This is a genomic window from Subsaximicrobium wynnwilliamsii, assembly GCF_007997225.1.
Lineage (GTDB): Bacteria > Bacteroidota > Bacteroidia > Flavobacteriales > Flavobacteriaceae > Psychroserpens > Psychroserpens wynnwilliamsii.
Genome location: NZ_VORM01000004.1, coordinates 210948 through 228724 on the forward strand (window position 1 = coordinate 210948; position 17777 = coordinate 228724).

The window sequence follows — 17777 nt, forward strand, 5'->3', positions numbered from 1 at the left end:
AACACCTCTAAAATTTAGAGGTGCTAAAACTAACTTTAGGAAATTAGATGTTAAAAACGAAGTTGTAATTATATAGGTTTTTAATCATTTCTTCGTCTATTAAATTTTCATAATTTGCCCCAGTTTCTTCAACATACTTTTTTATGGAATCCCCAAAAAGATGTGTAACGTGTTCTCTTGAAACTTGTAAAAGTTCCTCTTGTTTTTCCATACTCAAATCTTGAAATTTTATATAAATCATAACTTCAAAATTTAGTATTCGCTTGGTAACATCAGCGTGTCATTTACAAAAAATAACCGCAGTTCATCGAGTGGAAAATCTGTCGCTCGATACCCGTGTTTTTCCAGAATATTATCGTTGCCATCGCTGTAAATTATCTCGGCTTCATAACCAGAATAATCTTGTTTTTCTTTGGGCAATCTTTTAAAGTCTATGGTTACAAATTCGCTTCTGTTCATCAGACTTTTTGCAATTACCGAGGTATCTGTAATGAGCCAAAAACATTCTGCTACTTCTGATAAATATTTCAATCCGTCTGTAAAACGAGTTCTTAATAATGGGATTTGATAGAACATTTCCGTTCCGTGAAAATGTTGCAATCCTTCCTTAATTTCGTTAACTTGTGCTTTACTCATAATTTTATATTTTTAAATTGAAATCGTGAATCTTCGATTTCATTGTACATATTATTTAAAGTGTGAATAATGAAAAAGAGGGCGCAACTTTCGAGAGGAACGCCCTCTTTCATTTTTAAGATTTACTTGTCGTCTTTGCTTCCAAGTAATAAAATTTCATCTGCCACCACTTCGGTAACATAGCGTTGTTCGTTATCATCATTTGTATAACTTCGGGTTTTAAGTTTTCCCGATATTCCAACTTCTTTGCCTTTAACGACATACTTTTCTACAATTTCGGCAGTCTTTCCCCAAGCTACTACGGTATGCCAATTAGTATCTGTTTGCTTGTTGCCTTCTTTGTCCTTATAATACTCATTTGTTGCTAAAGAAAATCGGGCGACTTTCTTTCCGCTTTCAAGGTTCGTAATGGTTGGCTCTTGTCCAACGTTTCCAATTAACTGTACGTGATTTTTTATAGTACTCATAATAAAAAGATTTGTGTCTGCTTTGTTACAGACTGGTTTATATTTCCCCTTTTTGATTTAAACTGAATTGAATTTTAAGGGGTGTTTGTTCTTTTCTTCTGTGCACCGCACAATGGATAGAGTGGGTTTTGTCCAGACTTTTAGGGAACAAATCAGGTGTGTTTGCGACGTAGTAAATCCGCCTTTTTCGGCGGATTTCAAGGAAGTAGAAACCTTATTTTTCACTAAAACTTGTATAGTCTTGACAAGTTCCATAAGGGCATTAGCAATTCTTTTAAACGCAGTTGCGTTTGAGCGTACCGACAGTTAAGCGAAATAAGCAGCTGGGTTTAAATTAGAAGTGGTTATGTCGTGCCTGTTTTTCGCTGTACCGAAAAACAACAAAGGCTTTATCCATTATAAACCCCTTAAAATGTGCAAGGCAGCGGTTCGTTTTTTAGGCATTTTCGAGTAAGGGCTCAAGAAGACCGCGCCGAAAATTCCGTTAAGAAAATCGAGGCGATGCCTTTCCGATGAAAAAGCGGACTTAATTCACGATTTTGGCTCGGGAATGAAGTGTTCCTTCCCAGCGCAGCGGGAAGGTTTAACGAAATGGAAAGCTGAAATTGGGGATTGTGTCCAAGATGTTTGTAGTGAAGCTCTTTTCACGGAATGTAGTGGTTTCTGCTTTTTCAGCAGAAAGCGTGAAATGTAGGGGAATGTGCTGACCGTATTATGAAAGTGTATTATTCTATTCCGTAGTATTTAAAGCGGACTTGATTTGAAAGATGTAGATTGGGAATGAAGCGATTCTGCCATTTTTCTGGCAGGTTCAGCGCAATGGAAATCGTAGTCTTTTAAATTGTGTCCAAGACCTCATATAATGAAGCGCTTTTCCCGAAATGAAGCTTTTTCTGCGGAATGCAGGGGAATGGGCTGAATGGGTTATGGAAAGGATAATGTAATTATTTATATCACTTGTTAGAGACAATTTTTTTACTCGTCTATTTCTTTTAGTTTAGTTTGAGCCTCTTGATTATCATCCATTTCTACAGCTTTTTTATAGTGTTTAATTGCTTCTGATTTGTTTTTTTGAGATAAATAATAATTTCCTAAAGCAACAAAACTTTTTGATTGATTAGGGTAGAATTCGGCATTCAATTCTAAATACGCTAATGCTTTTTTAGGAAGATTATGTCCGTCCAGCATAAAGAACCCAACTTGATTTAGTAATTCCCAATCAGGTTTTACTTCACGTTTCATACGAATGCTTAGTTTTTTATAATGCGTTTGAAATGGTTCTGTCAATTGCTTACTAGTAAATTCTTTTGGTGTATTAAAACGCCACATTTCCGGGAATGGAAACCAAGAAAAAATAGACCTTAATCCATTATATTGGGCTGGTATAACAACGCTTCCGTGGTCTTCGTTATTAAAGTATTCCCATTTAAAATTAAGCTCTTTATTATTTTTCACTAATAGGTCGTGAAACTTTAAATTAGCTCTAATCTGTTCGGTTGGTTCAGTTTTGTCTTTTCTAACTTTTACTGTATCCATTGCCTTACCAATACTATTAGCTACTGCTACATATAATGATTTTTCTTTTCGGTTTCCTTTATTTAGTAGTTCTTGAGTTTCTTTAACTAAATTTTCTTTGTCCCACCAAAGGCTTGGGTCTATTGCCAAATAATTATCAAAAGAATTTTCGTGATGTAAGAATGAATAAAGTACAAATAAACCACCTGTTGAATGGCCGATAATGGTACTGTTATTTTCGGTTGGATACTTGTTATTTATAAATGGTTTTAACTCTTCATCTATAAACTTTATAAAATTACTGGCACCTCCAGAAGTTTCGGATTCGTGTCCGCGCTGAAAAGGAACATTAGTATGTGTAAAATCTCTTGTTCTATCTGTATTTATAATGCCAACTACAATAGAATTAGGTATTTGCCAAGGTAATAGTTGTTTTAACATTCCAGTAATAACATAGAAATTTTGAGATGCATCCAATACGTAAATAACAGGATATTGTTTAGTGTTGTCAAAGTCTTCAGGTATATGTACCCAAATTTCTCTTTGTTCTTGTAGTATTTTTGAATATAAACTATCAACTTTTCCGATTACTATTTGCTTTTCATCATTTTGATTGAATTGTGCTATCCCTTTGAAACATAGGAAAACCGTGATGATAGTAATTACAATTTTAGACTTTCTCATTTCTTTGGTAAGGTTTTAGTTTTAGTATATTCATTTTGGTTAAACCACAACATTAAAAATTACTCCTGACTTTTCTGTTTTGAACTTGGGTGGTTTTTTTTAAATTGTCTCTAACTTGTTATATACACTATAAATATAATGTTATCCCTCTAAAAAAATAAGGATAAGGCAACTTTTAGCAAAATTCATTTCTTAAAATTAGTGAGAAGACTTAATTTACAATTTTTGCTCGGGAATGAAGTGTTCCTTCCCAGAGTATCGGGAAGGGTTAACGGAATGGAAAGTCAAACTTGGGGATTGTGTCCAAGAAGTTTTGTAGCGAAGCTCTTTTCTTAAAATATAGATTTTTTACAAATGGGTGGTTCCGTTTTTAAGATAATATTCTCGTTCTAACATCAGAACATATTCTTAAGATTATTTTCTAAAATTATCTTAAAAACAGCCTATTTGTTTTACCCCTTGCTTTTAAATAGCTTATCCAAACCAAAACTATAAGACATTCTTAAGAATATTATTTCTAAAGTTTCCGAATTTGATTTAATCAGTGTAGAGTTTCTAAACCCTTCATAATTATCCGTTGTTCCAAAATACTGATATCGTAACGAAATTGTAAACCTATTAATTTTACTTCCAACTCCTAAGCCAGCTGTAATATTATCTTGAGATATACTGTTTCTATCCACAGTGTTTACAAAAGAATACAATGATGCATATCCAAATCTCGGTTCAATAAAGAAATGTTTCTTAATTTTTAGTCTGAATAATATTGCAATTGCTCCAAATTTTGAGTCTGAAGAAGAAAGCGTTTCTATATTATCCTCTTCTATAGCCCTAGTGCCAGGAATAAAATTCCCTCCATTAGAAAAGTCTAATCCTATCTGTCCAAATTTATAAGTCTTTAAAATATTAAAATGGATTTCACCTTTCCCTAAATTGTGACCCTTGCCATTAACTTTACCAATTGCTAATCCAATTTCCATTTGAATATCTTGCCCATAATTTTGATGAACCATAAAAATCAAGAAATATATACTAAAAAACCAGAGATGTATTTGTTTCATTTAAGCCGATTTTATGATTATTTGAACCGTGTAAAAAATTGTAATTTGTATTGTGATATCTAAAAACTGTTTGAATTCATTATTTTTAGGACTTGAAACTAATGATTATTTTTAGCTTTAATACATTAAGAAAATCATTGGATTTTGAATATTATTGTATTTTATAAACTCACATATTCTTCTAAGAGTTTTTGGTAATTTTTCTTTTAAAAATTTTATTTGTTGCTCAATTCCAATTGGTGTGTCGTGATTATGCGTTGTAACGATAATTAGTTCCTTATCTGGAATCAAAATTATGACCTGTCCTCCATAACCCATTCCATAATTAATTTTATTTCCTTTATAGTCAGCCGAATACCAACAAAAACCGTGTTTTGAATTTCTTAATCCCTATTTTGTTTCATATTTTTCATTCCCATCAAATAGTTTTCAACCCATTGGAAATAACTCCAAAAAATAGAATTATCAATAAAAATGTCAGCTTGTTCTTTGTTGTAATTCAGTTGTTTGTATGGTAGTTAAATGTATATTTTATAAATATTAAATTATCTATTGTCAATCAAAGGTTTTCTTCTTATGTTCAACTTATTAGTTCCCATAATTAGAAGCCACAAACAAATTCCGATTTCTCCAATTGGTGCTGGAAACCCAACGATATCAGAGACAATTGTTTTGTTGAAGTCTGGATATAAGAAACCACCAAAGAATGTAATCAAGTAACCAAAGCAACCTGCCATTAAGAATATGCCTAAAATTTTTGGAAGAAAGCCAGATTTATAGACCAAATAGCCAAAGGGTAAGAGCCAAAGTCCCCAAAATACTTGTGATAATTGAACTCCATTATTATAATTTTCAAGATATAGTATTACTTGGGTTTGCAATTCTGTTTGTCCAAGTTTTTCTGCGTATTCTGATTTATTGATTAAGGTTAATACAGAAAATTTATTTAAGATGTTTATAAACGAAATTGGTATACTTATTAATGCAAACAGTACCATAAATTTTGCGGAAACTTTATTTACACTTTTTAGAAGGCTATAAAGCGCCAATGGTAATAACATAAAAATAAGAGAAGAGCAAATTGCGGTAACAATGCCAAGTCTAAATAAGAGTTCTGAACTTTGAATATTTTCCAAAGTCTTTGCTGCATTATTTAAATCAATTAACTCCAATGGTATATAGACAAGGTAAATAAATCCAGAGATTACGAGTAATAAATACAATATTCCAGCAAGTCTTGCTTTTTTATTTCTTGATATTTCTTCCATTATTGAATAGTTTTTTCTTTAGGCCATTTCCAAGCATACCAAACAATTAATGCGGTAATAATGCTTTCTAAAAACGCTAAAATACATAAAATAGATACCATTCATCAGTTGATATTATTCCTATTGCGACCATCATTATAGTAAATACTATTCCAAATAAGATATTGAGAATCCGGTTTATTTTCGGTTTCAGGATAATTGAAGCTGCAACCATAACCGATGGAATCGCCAAAATTATTGATGCTATTAATAAGGTGGTGGGACTGTCCATTATATTATCGCCAGTAACTAAGCTGTTTACTTTATTTGGTGTGTAGAGCTCAAAATAGTCGCCATATAAGTAGCAGAACGTTACGGAAGCCCACAACGCAGCAAGCTTGATTTTAATGTTTATTTTTGGGTTTTCTAACATCCTTTGGTTGGTTATTAAATTGAACTTGGTCTATTAATTATATAGACGTGGTTTTTTCACTAATGGTTGCCTGGCCTTTGAAAATTATACTTACTTCTTCTTAATGATTCTGCATATCATATCAAAATCCCTCTTCAAAATACAGAAGTATAATCAAAAAACTATTTAATATTTGGAAGCCATAAGCCCATTGTTGCTGCAAATGAACCTATTGACACACCTACAGTAATAATTAATAGCAATACTGCGCCAACTACTTTATTTATATTTGATTTTTTAACTGTTCTAAAATAATATTCTGCCAATAGAATTGGACATAAATAGCTTAGCATATATAGGAATACTAATGCAGGCCCTTGAAATGCAATCGGGTCAAAACCTACAGGTCCTTTAAAAATGGTAAGCCACAGCATCAAAAAAACTCTAAAAAACCAAACACCACTCATTACCAAAAACAAGCGAATTGCCCACTTTTGATGTTCTGAAAATTGTTTGTTCAAGGCTTTTTTCAAAGCATAAAATGCACATATAAATATGAGCGTTCCATTAAAACTTATAAATATGGAACCTACCAAACCGCCTACACTACCTTTTACCCAAACTAAATAGAAACCTGCAAGACTTATCAAAAAGGCACACGTAATATAAATTCTACCACTAATTCGATGAAGTTTTCTAAACCTATTTCGAAGCCCTTTAATCAATTGTAGCGGGCCACCAATTGTAATTACCGCTGCCAATGCCATATGCATTCCAAAAAAGATATTGCCTGTTATGTCATTCTTATCATAACCGTGTGGTGCAGCTGTATTCCACCGTTCAAAATCCCCTGCTAAACCACTTATTCCATACAAACCCAAAATATAGAGGGCAAAAATAAATTGTCCTAGAAATATAACAACAAATAATAGTGTTGTTGATATTCCCAAAACCCGTTCTGGAATTGATGATTGGCTCAATCGCATTTCTTATAGTTTTGTTAAAAACAAAACTATGGATGATTGAAACAAAATGAACTTCACAAATGTGAATTAATTGGGGAATTAAAGATTATCCTATCTGTGCTCTTATTCTACTCAAACTACCAGGGTTCATACCAAGATAGGATGCGATATATTTTAAAGGCACATTTTTAAGTATAGACGGACTGTTTCTCATAAACTTAAGATAACGCTCTTCCGCTGTCAATGTAGTTAAATCAATAGTTCGTTGTTTATTTTTTTCCAAATGATATTGTAGTATTTTCATACTGTAATCCAGTTGAGTAATACCTAATTTAGCAGTAATGTCAACATCATCACGTTTAATTCTTAACAATTCGCAGTCGGTAATACAATGAAGGTTTTCGTTGGAAATGGACTTGTGTACAAAATGGTTGTATGATGTAAAGAAACGTGGGCCGTCATTTATATTGGTTGTTATTTCTTCATCATTTTGGTCGTGATGGAAAATCCGCATATAGCCTTTAACTATAAAATTGTGATATCCGTGAACAGTTCCTTCCTTTTCTAATAAGGTATCCTTTTTTACGACTATTGGTTTGAAATATTCTCGACAAATATGCTGGTCAATTTTCGGTATGTCCACAAGTAAGCGAACGTAAGTAAATAAGACATCAAAATAGTGCTCGGTTGTTTGTGAATCAATCATTTTATTAGTTAATTTCTTGTGACAAATTTAACTTTTTTTATTTTATTGTTATTTTGTGATTGCAAATGTTGTTTTTTATCCGATAGCAAAGCTTTGGAACATTAACTTTAAATTCAATCGCCTATTGTTTCAAAATATAGTTCAATAATGGGTCCTCTCCGTTTATGATATCAGATAGCTTTAATTCGATTTCTTTATGTGGAATTATACCTTTATCAAGCTCTAAATTAGGAACATTCACAGATTCTCTTTCTGTACCTATTTGCAACCCAAGTTTTGTGTTTTTTAGTGCTGTCACTCCTCGTCCCGGATGCGTGCTGTATGTACCTCCAGTTTCTTCTCCAATAATGGTCGCTAATTGATTATGCTTTATAACAGCTAACATTTGAGCAGTAGCAGATGCGCAACGACCATCTGTTAATATGAAAATATTTTTGCCACTTATATTATTATCAGATTTGGGCGTTACAGATATAGTTCTATCTCTGCTCTTATTGAGCTCATTATCTTCATAAAAGTCTATTTCAGTATTAGTGATATATGATAATATATGGTTAGTGCATTCAGGATTTCCGCCTCTATTTCCCCTTAAATCAAAAGCCACTTTAGGTATGTTTTCATCTTTTATCTGTTTCATATAAGCATCAATTGTTTCCTTAAAATAATCGATATTTTGTCTACCTCTTGGGAAGAAATTGAAATTCTTAATCTTGATGATAGCAGTCCTGTTTTCTTTGTTTATATCGATACCTAATATAGGCTTGTTATTGATTTCTTCTTTATAGGCTGGTGCAGGTTCATCAATAAGAAATGAGGTTGTAATTATTTTTTCAGAATTGTAGGGCTTGAATTTTATCCTGTATTCAGAATCAAATCCATAGTAACTGTGGTAGTAGTATAAAAAGTTGACGTTCAAATCGCCTCTATAAAAACTTTGATTGTAAGCATCAGCAGAAATAGTCGTTTTTAGAATTTTGAAAATTTCATTTGATGAAACTCCGTTGATTTCTAATATTTCAGAACCTGCATTCATCTCAATATTTTCGACACAATTGTTTATGGCGTACATCTTTTCATCTTCAAACCATACAATTAGTGGCAACCAATATTTTTGAGGTGTTCTGAAAAATCGAGTATCTACAATACGCGTGTGTAAACAACCTAAACTCGCAACTATGGGCGATGTTACTTGATAAAATTCCGTAACGGTCATCGAGTCTTTTATTTTTTCTCGTTGATAATTTACAAGTTTCTCGTAAGCTGTTTTATCAATAAATTCAAACTGTGCCGGATGTTCTTTTAGCGTTTCTAATAATTGATTAAAATCTTCAACTAACTTATCCTTTTCGGTTTTTTTATTTAGGCTTTCAAGAATAGAATCTTTAGCTGTTTTATTTGGTATGGTGTGGTATAATTCAGTTTTTAAAAGCTGTACTGGGTTTTCCGTTTCATAAACATACTTTACGCTTGTAACATCTCGCTTTTTTAGTATTTTGTTATTTGTGTCGTAACTACTACGTTCAATCAAATTACCGATGCTATCAAAGGTGTATTTTGAATACGCGTCATTACTTCTTGTACTCATTTTAAGATTTCCGTCTAAATCAACGGTCGCATATTTTAAGCAATTTCCATTTTTGTCATAGGTTGCAAAACCTCCAGCTGACCCCAAGAAAGAACCCACCACAGGTTTGTTTTCTGCATTGAAAAACTTGAAGCTCACAAGATTATTATTTTTATCGTAAGTAGCTTTATCTATGGCAATTCCTGTTTCATCATTTAATAGTTTCAACTTACTATCTACATTATTCATTGATAGTAATAATCCGTCATCGTCAAATTTGTAAAGCACGTTATAAAACTTGTAATAAGGTCTCATAGAGACATCTGCACCTCCAACATTTTTTCTTGTTTCAAAAACAGAATTGTTATCAATGTGTTTCCAAGTATATTCAAAAATATTCCAGCTATTATTGATAGGTTCATCATTTTTATCGAAAAACTTCAAACCAATTCTTTTTCCTTTTTTATTATAGGAATACACTTCTTTAAATACGCCCATTCCGTTGGTAGTTGGTTTACCGTCAATATCAAAGAACATTCGCGTTTCGGTGTCTGTGGTATAGGTTATTTCCGTTTTCGGTGCTAACGCTCTTTTACCATCAAGAATACCGCTTCTATTTAAGTCGATACGAATTTCTTTGTATAGATATTCAATACGGATTAGTCTATTAGATAAATCATAACTTAGTTTAAAATGATTTACATTTTGGGCTTCCTCCTCTGTTAGAGGTATTCTTCCTTTGATTTCAGAATAAGGTGTTTCTCGAAAAACGAGATGTTTAAAATAGCCTGTTGTTTGCGCTTCTGAAACTAAGCTAAACGATAAAAAAACAATACTTAAAAGGAAGTGTTTCATAGGATGCAATATTGAGTGGTTCACAAATATAACTAAATATTTAGTTTCAACTAAGGATTTAGTTGTTATGAGTCATAAAATTTTTATTTCTTTAATAATTATTTCTACTTTATGTTCTAACTTAGTTTCTCCATCCATTTTCAAAACCTTACAATCAATTGATTTCATCCAATCATTGTGAGTTTTTAGTGACCTGCCATTGAAATTTGGGTTTTCGTATTGATTAGCCCATTCCAAAAAAGCTTTTGAACTCTGTTGAACATTTTTATCTCTATATAGCTTTTTTCCATACCGCTTTCTTTCTCTCTCTCCGAGTCGTTTCATTCGTTCATCATTTTCTAATCGGATAAAAACTACCAAATCAAACGCTGTTTCCCATTCTTTTCCCCAGCTTACCATTGAACCGCTTACTATGACGTTTTGAAATGTTTCAAAATCCTTTTTCAGATTCTTGTTTCTTTCTTTTAAAGGGATTTTTTCTTGAAAAGGTGTTTCGGATTTCTTCCAGTAATAATCGTCCACATCCAAATGGACAAAATCTGTACTTTTTTGAATTTCTCTTCCAAGTGTCGTCGTACCACAACCCGAAGCTCCAAATAGTAGTATTTTCATTGACTAGATTTATATAGTAATACACCGCTAGATAGAATCCAAGCTGCTATGCTGAATGTGAAAATTCTAAAACCTGTTAAGCTTGTAAAAATAAAGCCAGTTAACGCACCAATGATTGAAAACAGCACGATAAAAACTCCTAAATACCCAATCCATTTTGGTAATTTATTTTCTAACAATATGATAATAGAGTATATCATTATTGTCAAACAACAAGCCACAATAAAAATATAATCTAACGGTATATTTATAGCAAAGCTGTAGTTTGTTATTGGTTTTAACACTTCGATATTTTCTTCTAATCTTTCCGAATATTGATTTAAAAAATAAGGTAAGGTCAGTCCATTAAATATTGCCGCAAACATTGCTGCAACAAGTCCGAACGAAATAATTATGAAGGCTAATATTGACAGTCTCCATTTGTCTAAAAGACGAATTGTTAGTCCATAAAAACCAAAGAGAATGATGGGCAAACTGAAAATAGCCAATGAATGCGCAATTTTGATAGTTTTGGAAATTTTGATAATATGCTCAATACTTCCGCCACTAGGATGTAGCGCCATTGTTACTATAATTAGCAATGCTCCTACAATAAGTGAAATACTTGTGCTTTTGTAATACTGATTTTCCATTGAAGTGATATTTGTCTTAGAAAGCAAATATCAATGGCTTATCAAAGTCCATCACTTGATTGAAATCAAGAAATTATTTAATTCTTTTTCTAACTCTACTCAACGTTTCTGGCGTGATTTTAAGATAAGACGCTAATATAGTTTGTGGAAATTTTTGAAGTAGGTCTGGTTTGTTTTTAAGTATGAAGCAATACTTTTCATCTGGTGTATTATTGTTGTCGAAAAAATCAATTCGTGATGTTGACTCTTCTAAAATTTTACCCATTTGCAAAAACGATTGCGATTTAGCAATGAGTCTATGTATTGCATTTATTGAGAGCTCATAGATAAAACTATCCTCATAAGCTTGAATTGCATATTCTGATGGCTTTCTAGTCGTGAAACTTTTATGATTTATGACCCAATCATTAGGTATGTTAAGGTCGATAACATTTTTGTTACAATCCAAATCAACATTATATTGATAAAAGCTACCTGAAATCACAAAACATAATGATGAGCAGGTAGTGCCTTTTTCAAGTAAAAAATCTTCCTTGTTTAATTTTCTGTGTTGAAGTTCTTGTTTTAGAAGTATGGATTCTTTTTCAGAAAAATTCCCAGCCTTTTTAAGAAGTTCTAAAATTGATTTATCCATCGTTCTATTTAGTTCTTGTCCTTAAGCATAAATTATTGATAATTGCTTTTAATGTTTGCCCAATATAGTATTATCGTTATGAAAAAAAGATAAAAGCGGACTTGATTCACGATTTTGGCTTAGTAATGAAGTCTTCCTTCCTAGTCCCGACGGTTCGGAACGGGAAGGGTTAGCGGAACGGAAAGCTGAAATTGGGGATTGTGTCCAAGACTCTTGTGGTGAAGCTCTTTTCACTTAATATATTGGTTTCTGCTTTTTCAGCAGAAAGTTTGGAATGTAGGGGAATATGCTAAGTGGGTTATGGAAATCTTTTGAACTATCTAGTCTTTATTGTGTGTTGCAGCCAGTTATTCCTTAATTTTTGCAGTTCTTTCAACTCCTGTTTCTTTTAGTATTACTCTATAGCTTTCTACAGCTCCTTTATCATTCAAAATAAACTCGTAAATAACTTCTGGACGAAAACCATATAATCTAAATTTAGTTTCTGAAATTGGAATTAAAGGAAATTTTGTAGTTGCACTTATTGGAACCCATAATGATTTTTCCCTGAAAATTAGTTCTACATCTTTACCATTTTCTTCTTTGTAAATACCAGTATATCTTTTAAGGGTCTTATCTTCTAATCTTACTGTTTTGTCTACTGGTAAGTCATATAAAATATTTTGTATCTGTTTGTAAGGCATTTTTATTTTTCGAGTTCCGTGATTTTGAAGAATAATAATTGTCTTATCATTAACTAAATGCCGTTCGATATAAGTGCTGTATCCTGCCCAACTTCCTCCGTGGCTAACTATTTTTCCATATGTTGTGTCCTTCTTGATATACCAACCAAATCCATAATTTGTTTCTAAACTATCAGAGTATTTATTTGGCGAAAAAATCAAGTTTTTATCCTGTTCGTTGATTAAATAATTTGTGTATAAAGCTCTATCCCATTTTAATAAATCGTGAAGGTTTGAGTTAACCATTCCGTCTCCGACAATACCATCCAAATAAATATAGAAGTTTTCCTTTCCATTCTCATCGGGTAATATCCTTCTGTTAAGACTATCAGAGTAGATATAACCTTGAGCATAATTTGACACTTCTTTAGGTTCATATCTTCTGCGATAAACAAGAGTTTCTTTCATTTCGAGAGGCTTAAAAATCTTTTCGTTCAGATATTCCTCAAAACTTTTACCACTAACCCTTTCAATTATTGTTCCTAATATAAGATAACCTGTATTACTGTATGCATAATCCTGTCCAGGCTCAAATTCCTGTTCAGGCTCAAATTCTTGAAATAATGAAATTATATCATCATTAGTCGCAATTTGAGATTTATTCCATTTTTTATCCGCTACACTCATATAGTCAGGAAGTCCACTTGTGTGGGTTAAAAGATTTTTTATCGTTATTCCTTTGTAATTTTTTAGTTCTGGAATGTATTTGTCTATCAAGTCATTGTATGAGAGCTTTCCATCTTTATGTAGTTGTACTATACCCATTGCAGTAAATTGCTTGGAAACAGATGCAAGTTCAAAAACAGTTTCAGTATTTAATTTTTGATTAGTTTCCTCATTGGCAAGTCCATAACTATTTTGAAAAACAATTTTTCCATTTTCAGCGACCAATACGTTTCCGCTAAATTCTTCATATTTCCTGAATTCAATGAACAACGAATCAAGCCTCTTGGTTTTTGTATTTTCTACAATTTCAAATTCATTGTATTTTTTCTCCTTTTGTTGTTCGCAAGCAGTTATCACTGATAAGATAATTAGAGCAAGAAGGGTTTTTTTCATTCGTTTATGATGTTTTGGTTCCTTGTAATAATTGGCTAAAACTCTAAAATGTGTATGCTAATTTCCACCCATATCAACTCACAGTTATAACCAAAATTTTCTGAGTCCCAATTTTAAGATTGTGTGCTCATAGATTTTCTATTCAAACATTCTATTTGTTTTTCAATTTCTGTAATTTATTTTTATGATAATCAGAACCACTTATTGCTAATGCTTTTTCACTGTACAAAATAGCATTTTGAAAGTCATTTTGTGATACATAATAATCGGACATAGAATCATATCCATTTGCATTTTTTGGATAGTATTTGATTGCCATTTCTAAGAGTCCAAAAGATTTTTTTGGCGAATTAGACATAAACATATACCCTAAATTATTTAGCATTTCTTCCTCTGGATATACTTGATAACCCAAATTATTAGAAAGCATATCAAAACGAGTATTAAAAGCATTTTTTAGTTTTTCTGCTGTTGTGTTTGGATTCTTAATAATATCCACAAGTTTTCCACTCATTTTATACCAAGGAAAAAGAAATCGCATCCCATCATATATAGAAATAAGCGGGATAGTTCCGTGATCTTCATTTTCATAATACTTGTAATTAAAATCTAAAGAACTATTGGTAGCTTCTGAAACTGTTTTTGAGAATCGGTGTATGGCACGTAATCCTTCAGTGCTCATCGAATTATCTTTTATCAATACATTAATATCTTTTTCTGTATCCTGTGGTAAGGGATTTGCCATAGAAAGGAATAGCGATTTATTTTTGTACTTTTCACTAGGTAATCTATCTGCTATTTTACCTGTTAGCACTTCATTATCCCACCATAAACTTGGGTCAATTGCAATATAATTATTGAATAATTCAGGCCTATTTATTAACGTGTTTACAACTAACAATCCACCAAACGAATGACCTATAAAAGTTTTATTATTTGCAGTTGGATAGGTATTATCTATATAAGGGATTAATTCTTGCGCAATGAAATCTGTAAAACGCTCTCCTCCTCCAGAATCTTTTACCCATTCTGAAGAACCACGTGCCTCTTTTACTTTAGTAGGTGAAAGGTCTCTTGTTCTATTTTCTGAATTTCCTATTCCTACTACAATCATTTCAGGAACTGAGCTTGGTGATAATTGATTAATAACAGAACAAACAGAAAGAAAATGTACTCCACCATCTAAGACATAAACCACAGGATATTTATTAGGGTGATTTGTTTTTGCATTTACGCTTTCTGGAACTTGAACCCAGATTGTTCTCTCCTCCTTAAGGATCTTAGAATATATAGTATTGGATTGACCAATATTTATTAACTGTTTTGATTGAGCGATACTAACAGTATAACATAGTACTATTAGAGTAAATAAGCTAAGTGATTTTAATTTCATAAGTTGTGTGTTAATTGTGATAAAAAAATTTATTTCTCTAATTCTGATTTTAAGCTCCATTTATAGATTAAGATTCCTAACCTTCCTATTACAAATGAAAGCAACCCAAAAGCAATGGTTAATAGAGATACTTTTAATCCTACCGAAAAAAGGTCTGGTCTTGTTTCCCCAAGCGCTTGGGCCATATCAAACAGGTCTATAATTCCTAATAGTGAGCCTAAACAGCCTATAACAAGTGATAATAAACTTGAGTCTATAGCTAAGCCAATCATTTTTTTTGAATGTGCTTCGTCTTTGGTTTTGCTTAAAAAAGCTTTTACAATAAAAAATAGTGACAGTAATAATAACAATAGAATAATATACATCGCTGGCCCACCTTCATTTAATACCATCATAGTTTAAAGTTTAAAATTAATTATCCAAATTTAAGATGAAATTTGCTTCAAAAATTAATTATGCGACGAACAACCATTTTAAGGCGGGATTCTACGTTATGGTTAAAACTCGACTTAAACCTGTAATTCATCTACAAAAAAAAATCGGGAACAAAAAATGCACTATTATTGTAGTAGTAAAAATCACACCTTCTTAGAAGGTGGCTTTGGCTAGCTCCCGTAGGGGGCGACTATGGCAAGTGCTTTCAACTGTACGACTTTGCCCTTTTACTCAAAAATAGAACGCAACAGTATCAAAGAATACGCAATACAGGCATAGCCATCAGGACATCACCACCCGCAAAGCAGGTGGATTTTTAAGGTGAATTAAACGATTAAAGTGAAGATAAAACCACAAATAACAAAACCTCTAAAACGTACACTACGTCATATTTTATTTTGGAGTTTAATTTTATTATTCTTCACCTCTATTTTTGGAGTTGGTAATACGTTTGAGATGAATGTTTTTTACTTCTCTCTCTTTTTAATGCCTGTAACTATAGGCGCTACATACGTTTCTATATACAAATTATTACCCGATTATTTAATTTCAAAACGTTACTTTTTATTTGGACTTTATAGTATTTACGCGTTAATCATTTTAGTTTTAACTGCTGTTTTTTCAATCTTTTTTGCATTGGCATATCTAACAAATTTTAAATTTGAAAAAATGACTGTTTTAAGTAAAAGCAGTGTTTTTATAATTATTAGTATTTGTTTAGTTGTTATCGTTGTTAGTGCTTTTAAGTTATTGAAGTTAAATCTTAAACAATCAAAGAATAGTGCTGAGTTGGAAGCAAAAATCTTAGAAGCGCGACTCAAATTGAAAGAACAAGAACTTAAGTATCTCAAAATGCAGATCCACCCACATTTTTTGTTTAATACTCTCAATAGTATATATGGTCTGGCGCTAAAGAAAGCTGAGCAAACACCAGATATGATTTTAAAACTTTCTAATTTACTTGATTACCTATTATACCAAACTGAAAAGCCTTTGGTAGCAATTACCGAAGAAATAGACCATATTAAAGATTATATATCGCTTGAGAAAATGCGTTTTAATGATACGCTACGTGTAACTATGGATGTGAAATTAAAATCAGAACATATGACTACTGCTCCTATGCTTCTACTTCCATTTATAGAAAACAGCTTTAAGCACGGCAGCCTAAAAGATGGAGTATTAAAAATCGATATTGACATTAAAGTAGCTAATGAGGTGCTTTATTTCAGGATAAAAAATTCTATTTCTGATCATACACTTGCTCAAGGTGGTATTGGATTAGAAAATATTAAGAAACGGTTAGACTTATTGTATCCCAATAAACACGAATTATCTATAGTTACTACTGATGATAATTTTGAGGTGTACTTGGAATTAAAAACTACAGCTAATGTCTAAAGACCAAACTATTTCTTGTTTGATTGTAGATGATGAGGATATCGCCAGAGAAATCATCGAAACACATTTGTCAAAAATAGACAACATACAAGTAGTGGCAAGTTGTAGTAATGCAATTGAAGCTTTTGAGCAGATCAGCAATCAGCAAATTGACTTAATATTCCTAGATATAAATATGCCTGGGATTTCTGGGATTTCTTTTGCAAAATCAATTAATACCCATATTAAAATTATTTTCACAACCGCTTACAGAGACTACGCTGTAGAGGGTTTTGAGCTTAAAGCAGTTGACTATTTACTAAAGCCATTTTCTTTTGAACGTTTAAAAAAAGCTTTAGATACCTATTTTGAAATCTACGGAAATACACCAGAAACAGAGAGGTCAAGCGATGAAAAATCAGATTTTATTTTTGTAAGATCAGATCGTAAGATGATTAAGATAGATTATGACTCTATTATATTCATTGAAAGTTATAGTGACTACTTAAAAATGCATTTGGATCAAAACACAATCGTAACAAGAGAAACAATCACTACCATTGAAGCTAAACTCCCAATACAGAAATTTTTGAGAATACACCGTTCGTATATAATCGCTGTAAATCATATCGAATCATTTAAGAACGAACGTATTACAATTAATAATAAAATACTTCCCATAAGTAGAACTTACAAAAAAAAGGTTTTGCAATTCCTCGAAAATATTTGAAATTCATTCAATATAAACACATATTAAAAGCTGTTTAAATAACGCTTACAATTCCTCATTATAACTCT

General features: G+C 31.9%; 19 protein-coding genes. 2 read left to right on the top strand and 17 right to left on the bottom strand.

The window, feature by feature from the left end:
- Positions 1-43 precede the first annotated feature (43 nt).
- The 17 genes from ESY88_RS05300 to ESY88_RS05380 all read right to left on the bottom strand — a co-directional run bounded on the left by ESY88_RS05300 (position 44) and on the right by ESY88_RS05380 (position 15559).
- Positions 44-241, bottom strand: a complete 198-nt coding sequence (locus tag ESY88_RS05300; RefSeq protein WP_147085595.1) for a hypothetical protein — start codon at positions 239-241, stop codon at positions 44-46.
- Between the two features lie 11 nt (positions 242-252).
- Positions 253-636 carry a DUF6876 family protein gene (locus ESY88_RS05305; RefSeq protein WP_147085596.1) on the bottom strand — a complete coding sequence of 128 codons (384 nt, stop codon included), beginning with the start codon at positions 634-636 and terminating at the stop codon, positions 253-255.
- Positions 637-758: 122 nt separating this feature from the next.
- Positions 759-1103 (bottom strand): single-stranded DNA-binding protein, encoded by a 345-nt coding sequence (locus ESY88_RS05310; RefSeq protein WP_026813265.1) that lies wholly within the window; start codon positions 1101-1103, stop codon positions 759-761.
- Positions 1104-2078: 975 nt separating this feature from the next.
- On the bottom strand, positions 2079-3302 hold the full coding sequence (locus ESY88_RS05315) for an alpha/beta hydrolase-fold protein (RefSeq protein WP_147085597.1): 1224 nt from the start codon (positions 3300-3302) through the stop codon (positions 2079-2081).
- A 452-nt stretch (positions 3303-3754) separates the two neighbouring features.
- A complete protein-coding gene (locus ESY88_RS05320; RefSeq protein ID WP_147085598.1) occupies positions 3755-4363 on the bottom strand; it encodes a hypothetical protein in 609 nt (202 codons plus the stop codon).
- Positions 4364-4480: 117 nt separating this feature from the next.
- Positions 4481-4681, bottom strand: coding sequence for a hypothetical protein (locus ESY88_RS05325; RefSeq protein WP_147085599.1), 201 nt, complete (start codon positions 4679-4681; stop codon positions 4481-4483).
- 227 nt (positions 4682-4908) lie between these two features.
- A complete protein-coding gene (locus ESY88_RS05330) occupies positions 4909-5631 on the bottom strand; it encodes a DUF4386 domain-containing protein (RefSeq protein WP_147085600.1) in 723 nt (240 codons plus the stop codon).
- Positions 5632-5707: 76 nt separating this feature from the next.
- On the bottom strand, positions 5708-6043 hold the full coding sequence (locus tag ESY88_RS05335) for a DUF6326 family protein (protein WP_223270732.1): 336 nt from the start codon (positions 6041-6043) through the stop codon (positions 5708-5710).
- 161 nt (positions 6044-6204) lie between these two features.
- The gene (locus tag ESY88_RS05340) at positions 6205-7002 is read right to left on the bottom strand and encodes a DUF2306 domain-containing protein (RefSeq protein ID WP_223270733.1); all 798 of its coding nucleotides are present in this window, start codon (positions 7000-7002) and stop codon (positions 6205-6207) included.
- A 91-nt stretch (positions 7003-7093) separates the two neighbouring features.
- On the bottom strand, positions 7094-7693 hold the full coding sequence (locus tag ESY88_RS05345; protein WP_147085602.1) for a Crp/Fnr family transcriptional regulator: 600 nt from the start codon (positions 7691-7693) through the stop codon (positions 7094-7096).
- A 121-nt stretch (positions 7694-7814) separates the two neighbouring features.
- The gene (locus ESY88_RS05350) at positions 7815-10112 is read right to left on the bottom strand and encodes a S41 family peptidase (RefSeq protein ID WP_147085603.1); all 2298 of its coding nucleotides are present in this window, start codon (positions 10110-10112) and stop codon (positions 7815-7817) included.
- Between the two features lie 72 nt (positions 10113-10184).
- Positions 10185-10724 carry an AAA family ATPase gene (locus ESY88_RS05355; protein WP_147085604.1) on the bottom strand — a complete coding sequence of 180 codons (540 nt, stop codon included), beginning with the start codon at positions 10722-10724 and terminating at the stop codon, positions 10185-10187.
- On the bottom strand, positions 10721-11356 hold the full coding sequence (locus ESY88_RS05360) for a hypothetical protein (RefSeq protein ID WP_147085605.1): 636 nt from the start codon (positions 11354-11356) through the stop codon (positions 10721-10723). The genes ESY88_RS05355 and ESY88_RS05360 overlap by 4 nt, the downstream gene beginning before the upstream one ends.
- A 73-nt stretch (positions 11357-11429) precedes the next feature.
- On the bottom strand, positions 11430-11990 hold the full coding sequence (locus ESY88_RS05365; protein ID WP_147085606.1) for a Crp/Fnr family transcriptional regulator: 561 nt from the start codon (positions 11988-11990) through the stop codon (positions 11430-11432).
- Positions 11991-12337: 347 nt separating this feature from the next.
- Positions 12338-13771, bottom strand: coding sequence for a serine hydrolase domain-containing protein (locus ESY88_RS05370; RefSeq protein ID WP_147085607.1), 1434 nt, complete (start codon positions 13769-13771; stop codon positions 12338-12340).
- A gap of 151 nt (positions 13772-13922) precedes the next feature.
- Entirely contained in the window at positions 13923-15164 is a 1242-nt protein-coding gene (locus ESY88_RS05375) for an alpha/beta hydrolase-fold protein (protein WP_189702527.1), read from the bottom strand.
- Positions 15165-15193: 29 nt separating this feature from the next.
- Entirely contained in the window at positions 15194-15559 is a 366-nt protein-coding gene (locus tag ESY88_RS05380; protein ID WP_147085609.1) for a hypothetical protein, read from the bottom strand.
- A gap of 379 nt (positions 15560-15938) precedes the next feature.
- Between ESY88_RS05380 and ESY88_RS05385 the strand changes: the two genes are divergently transcribed.
- On the top strand, positions 15939-17000 hold the full coding sequence (locus ESY88_RS05385) for a sensor histidine kinase (RefSeq protein WP_147085610.1): 1062 nt from the start codon (positions 15939-15941) through the stop codon (positions 16998-17000).
- The gene (locus tag ESY88_RS05390) at positions 16993-17709 is read left to right on the top strand and encodes a LytR/AlgR family response regulator transcription factor (RefSeq protein ID WP_147085611.1); all 717 of its coding nucleotides are present in this window, start codon (positions 16993-16995) and stop codon (positions 17707-17709) included. The genes ESY88_RS05385 and ESY88_RS05390 overlap by 8 nt, the downstream gene beginning before the upstream one ends.
- Positions 17710-17777: the final 68 nt, after the last annotated feature.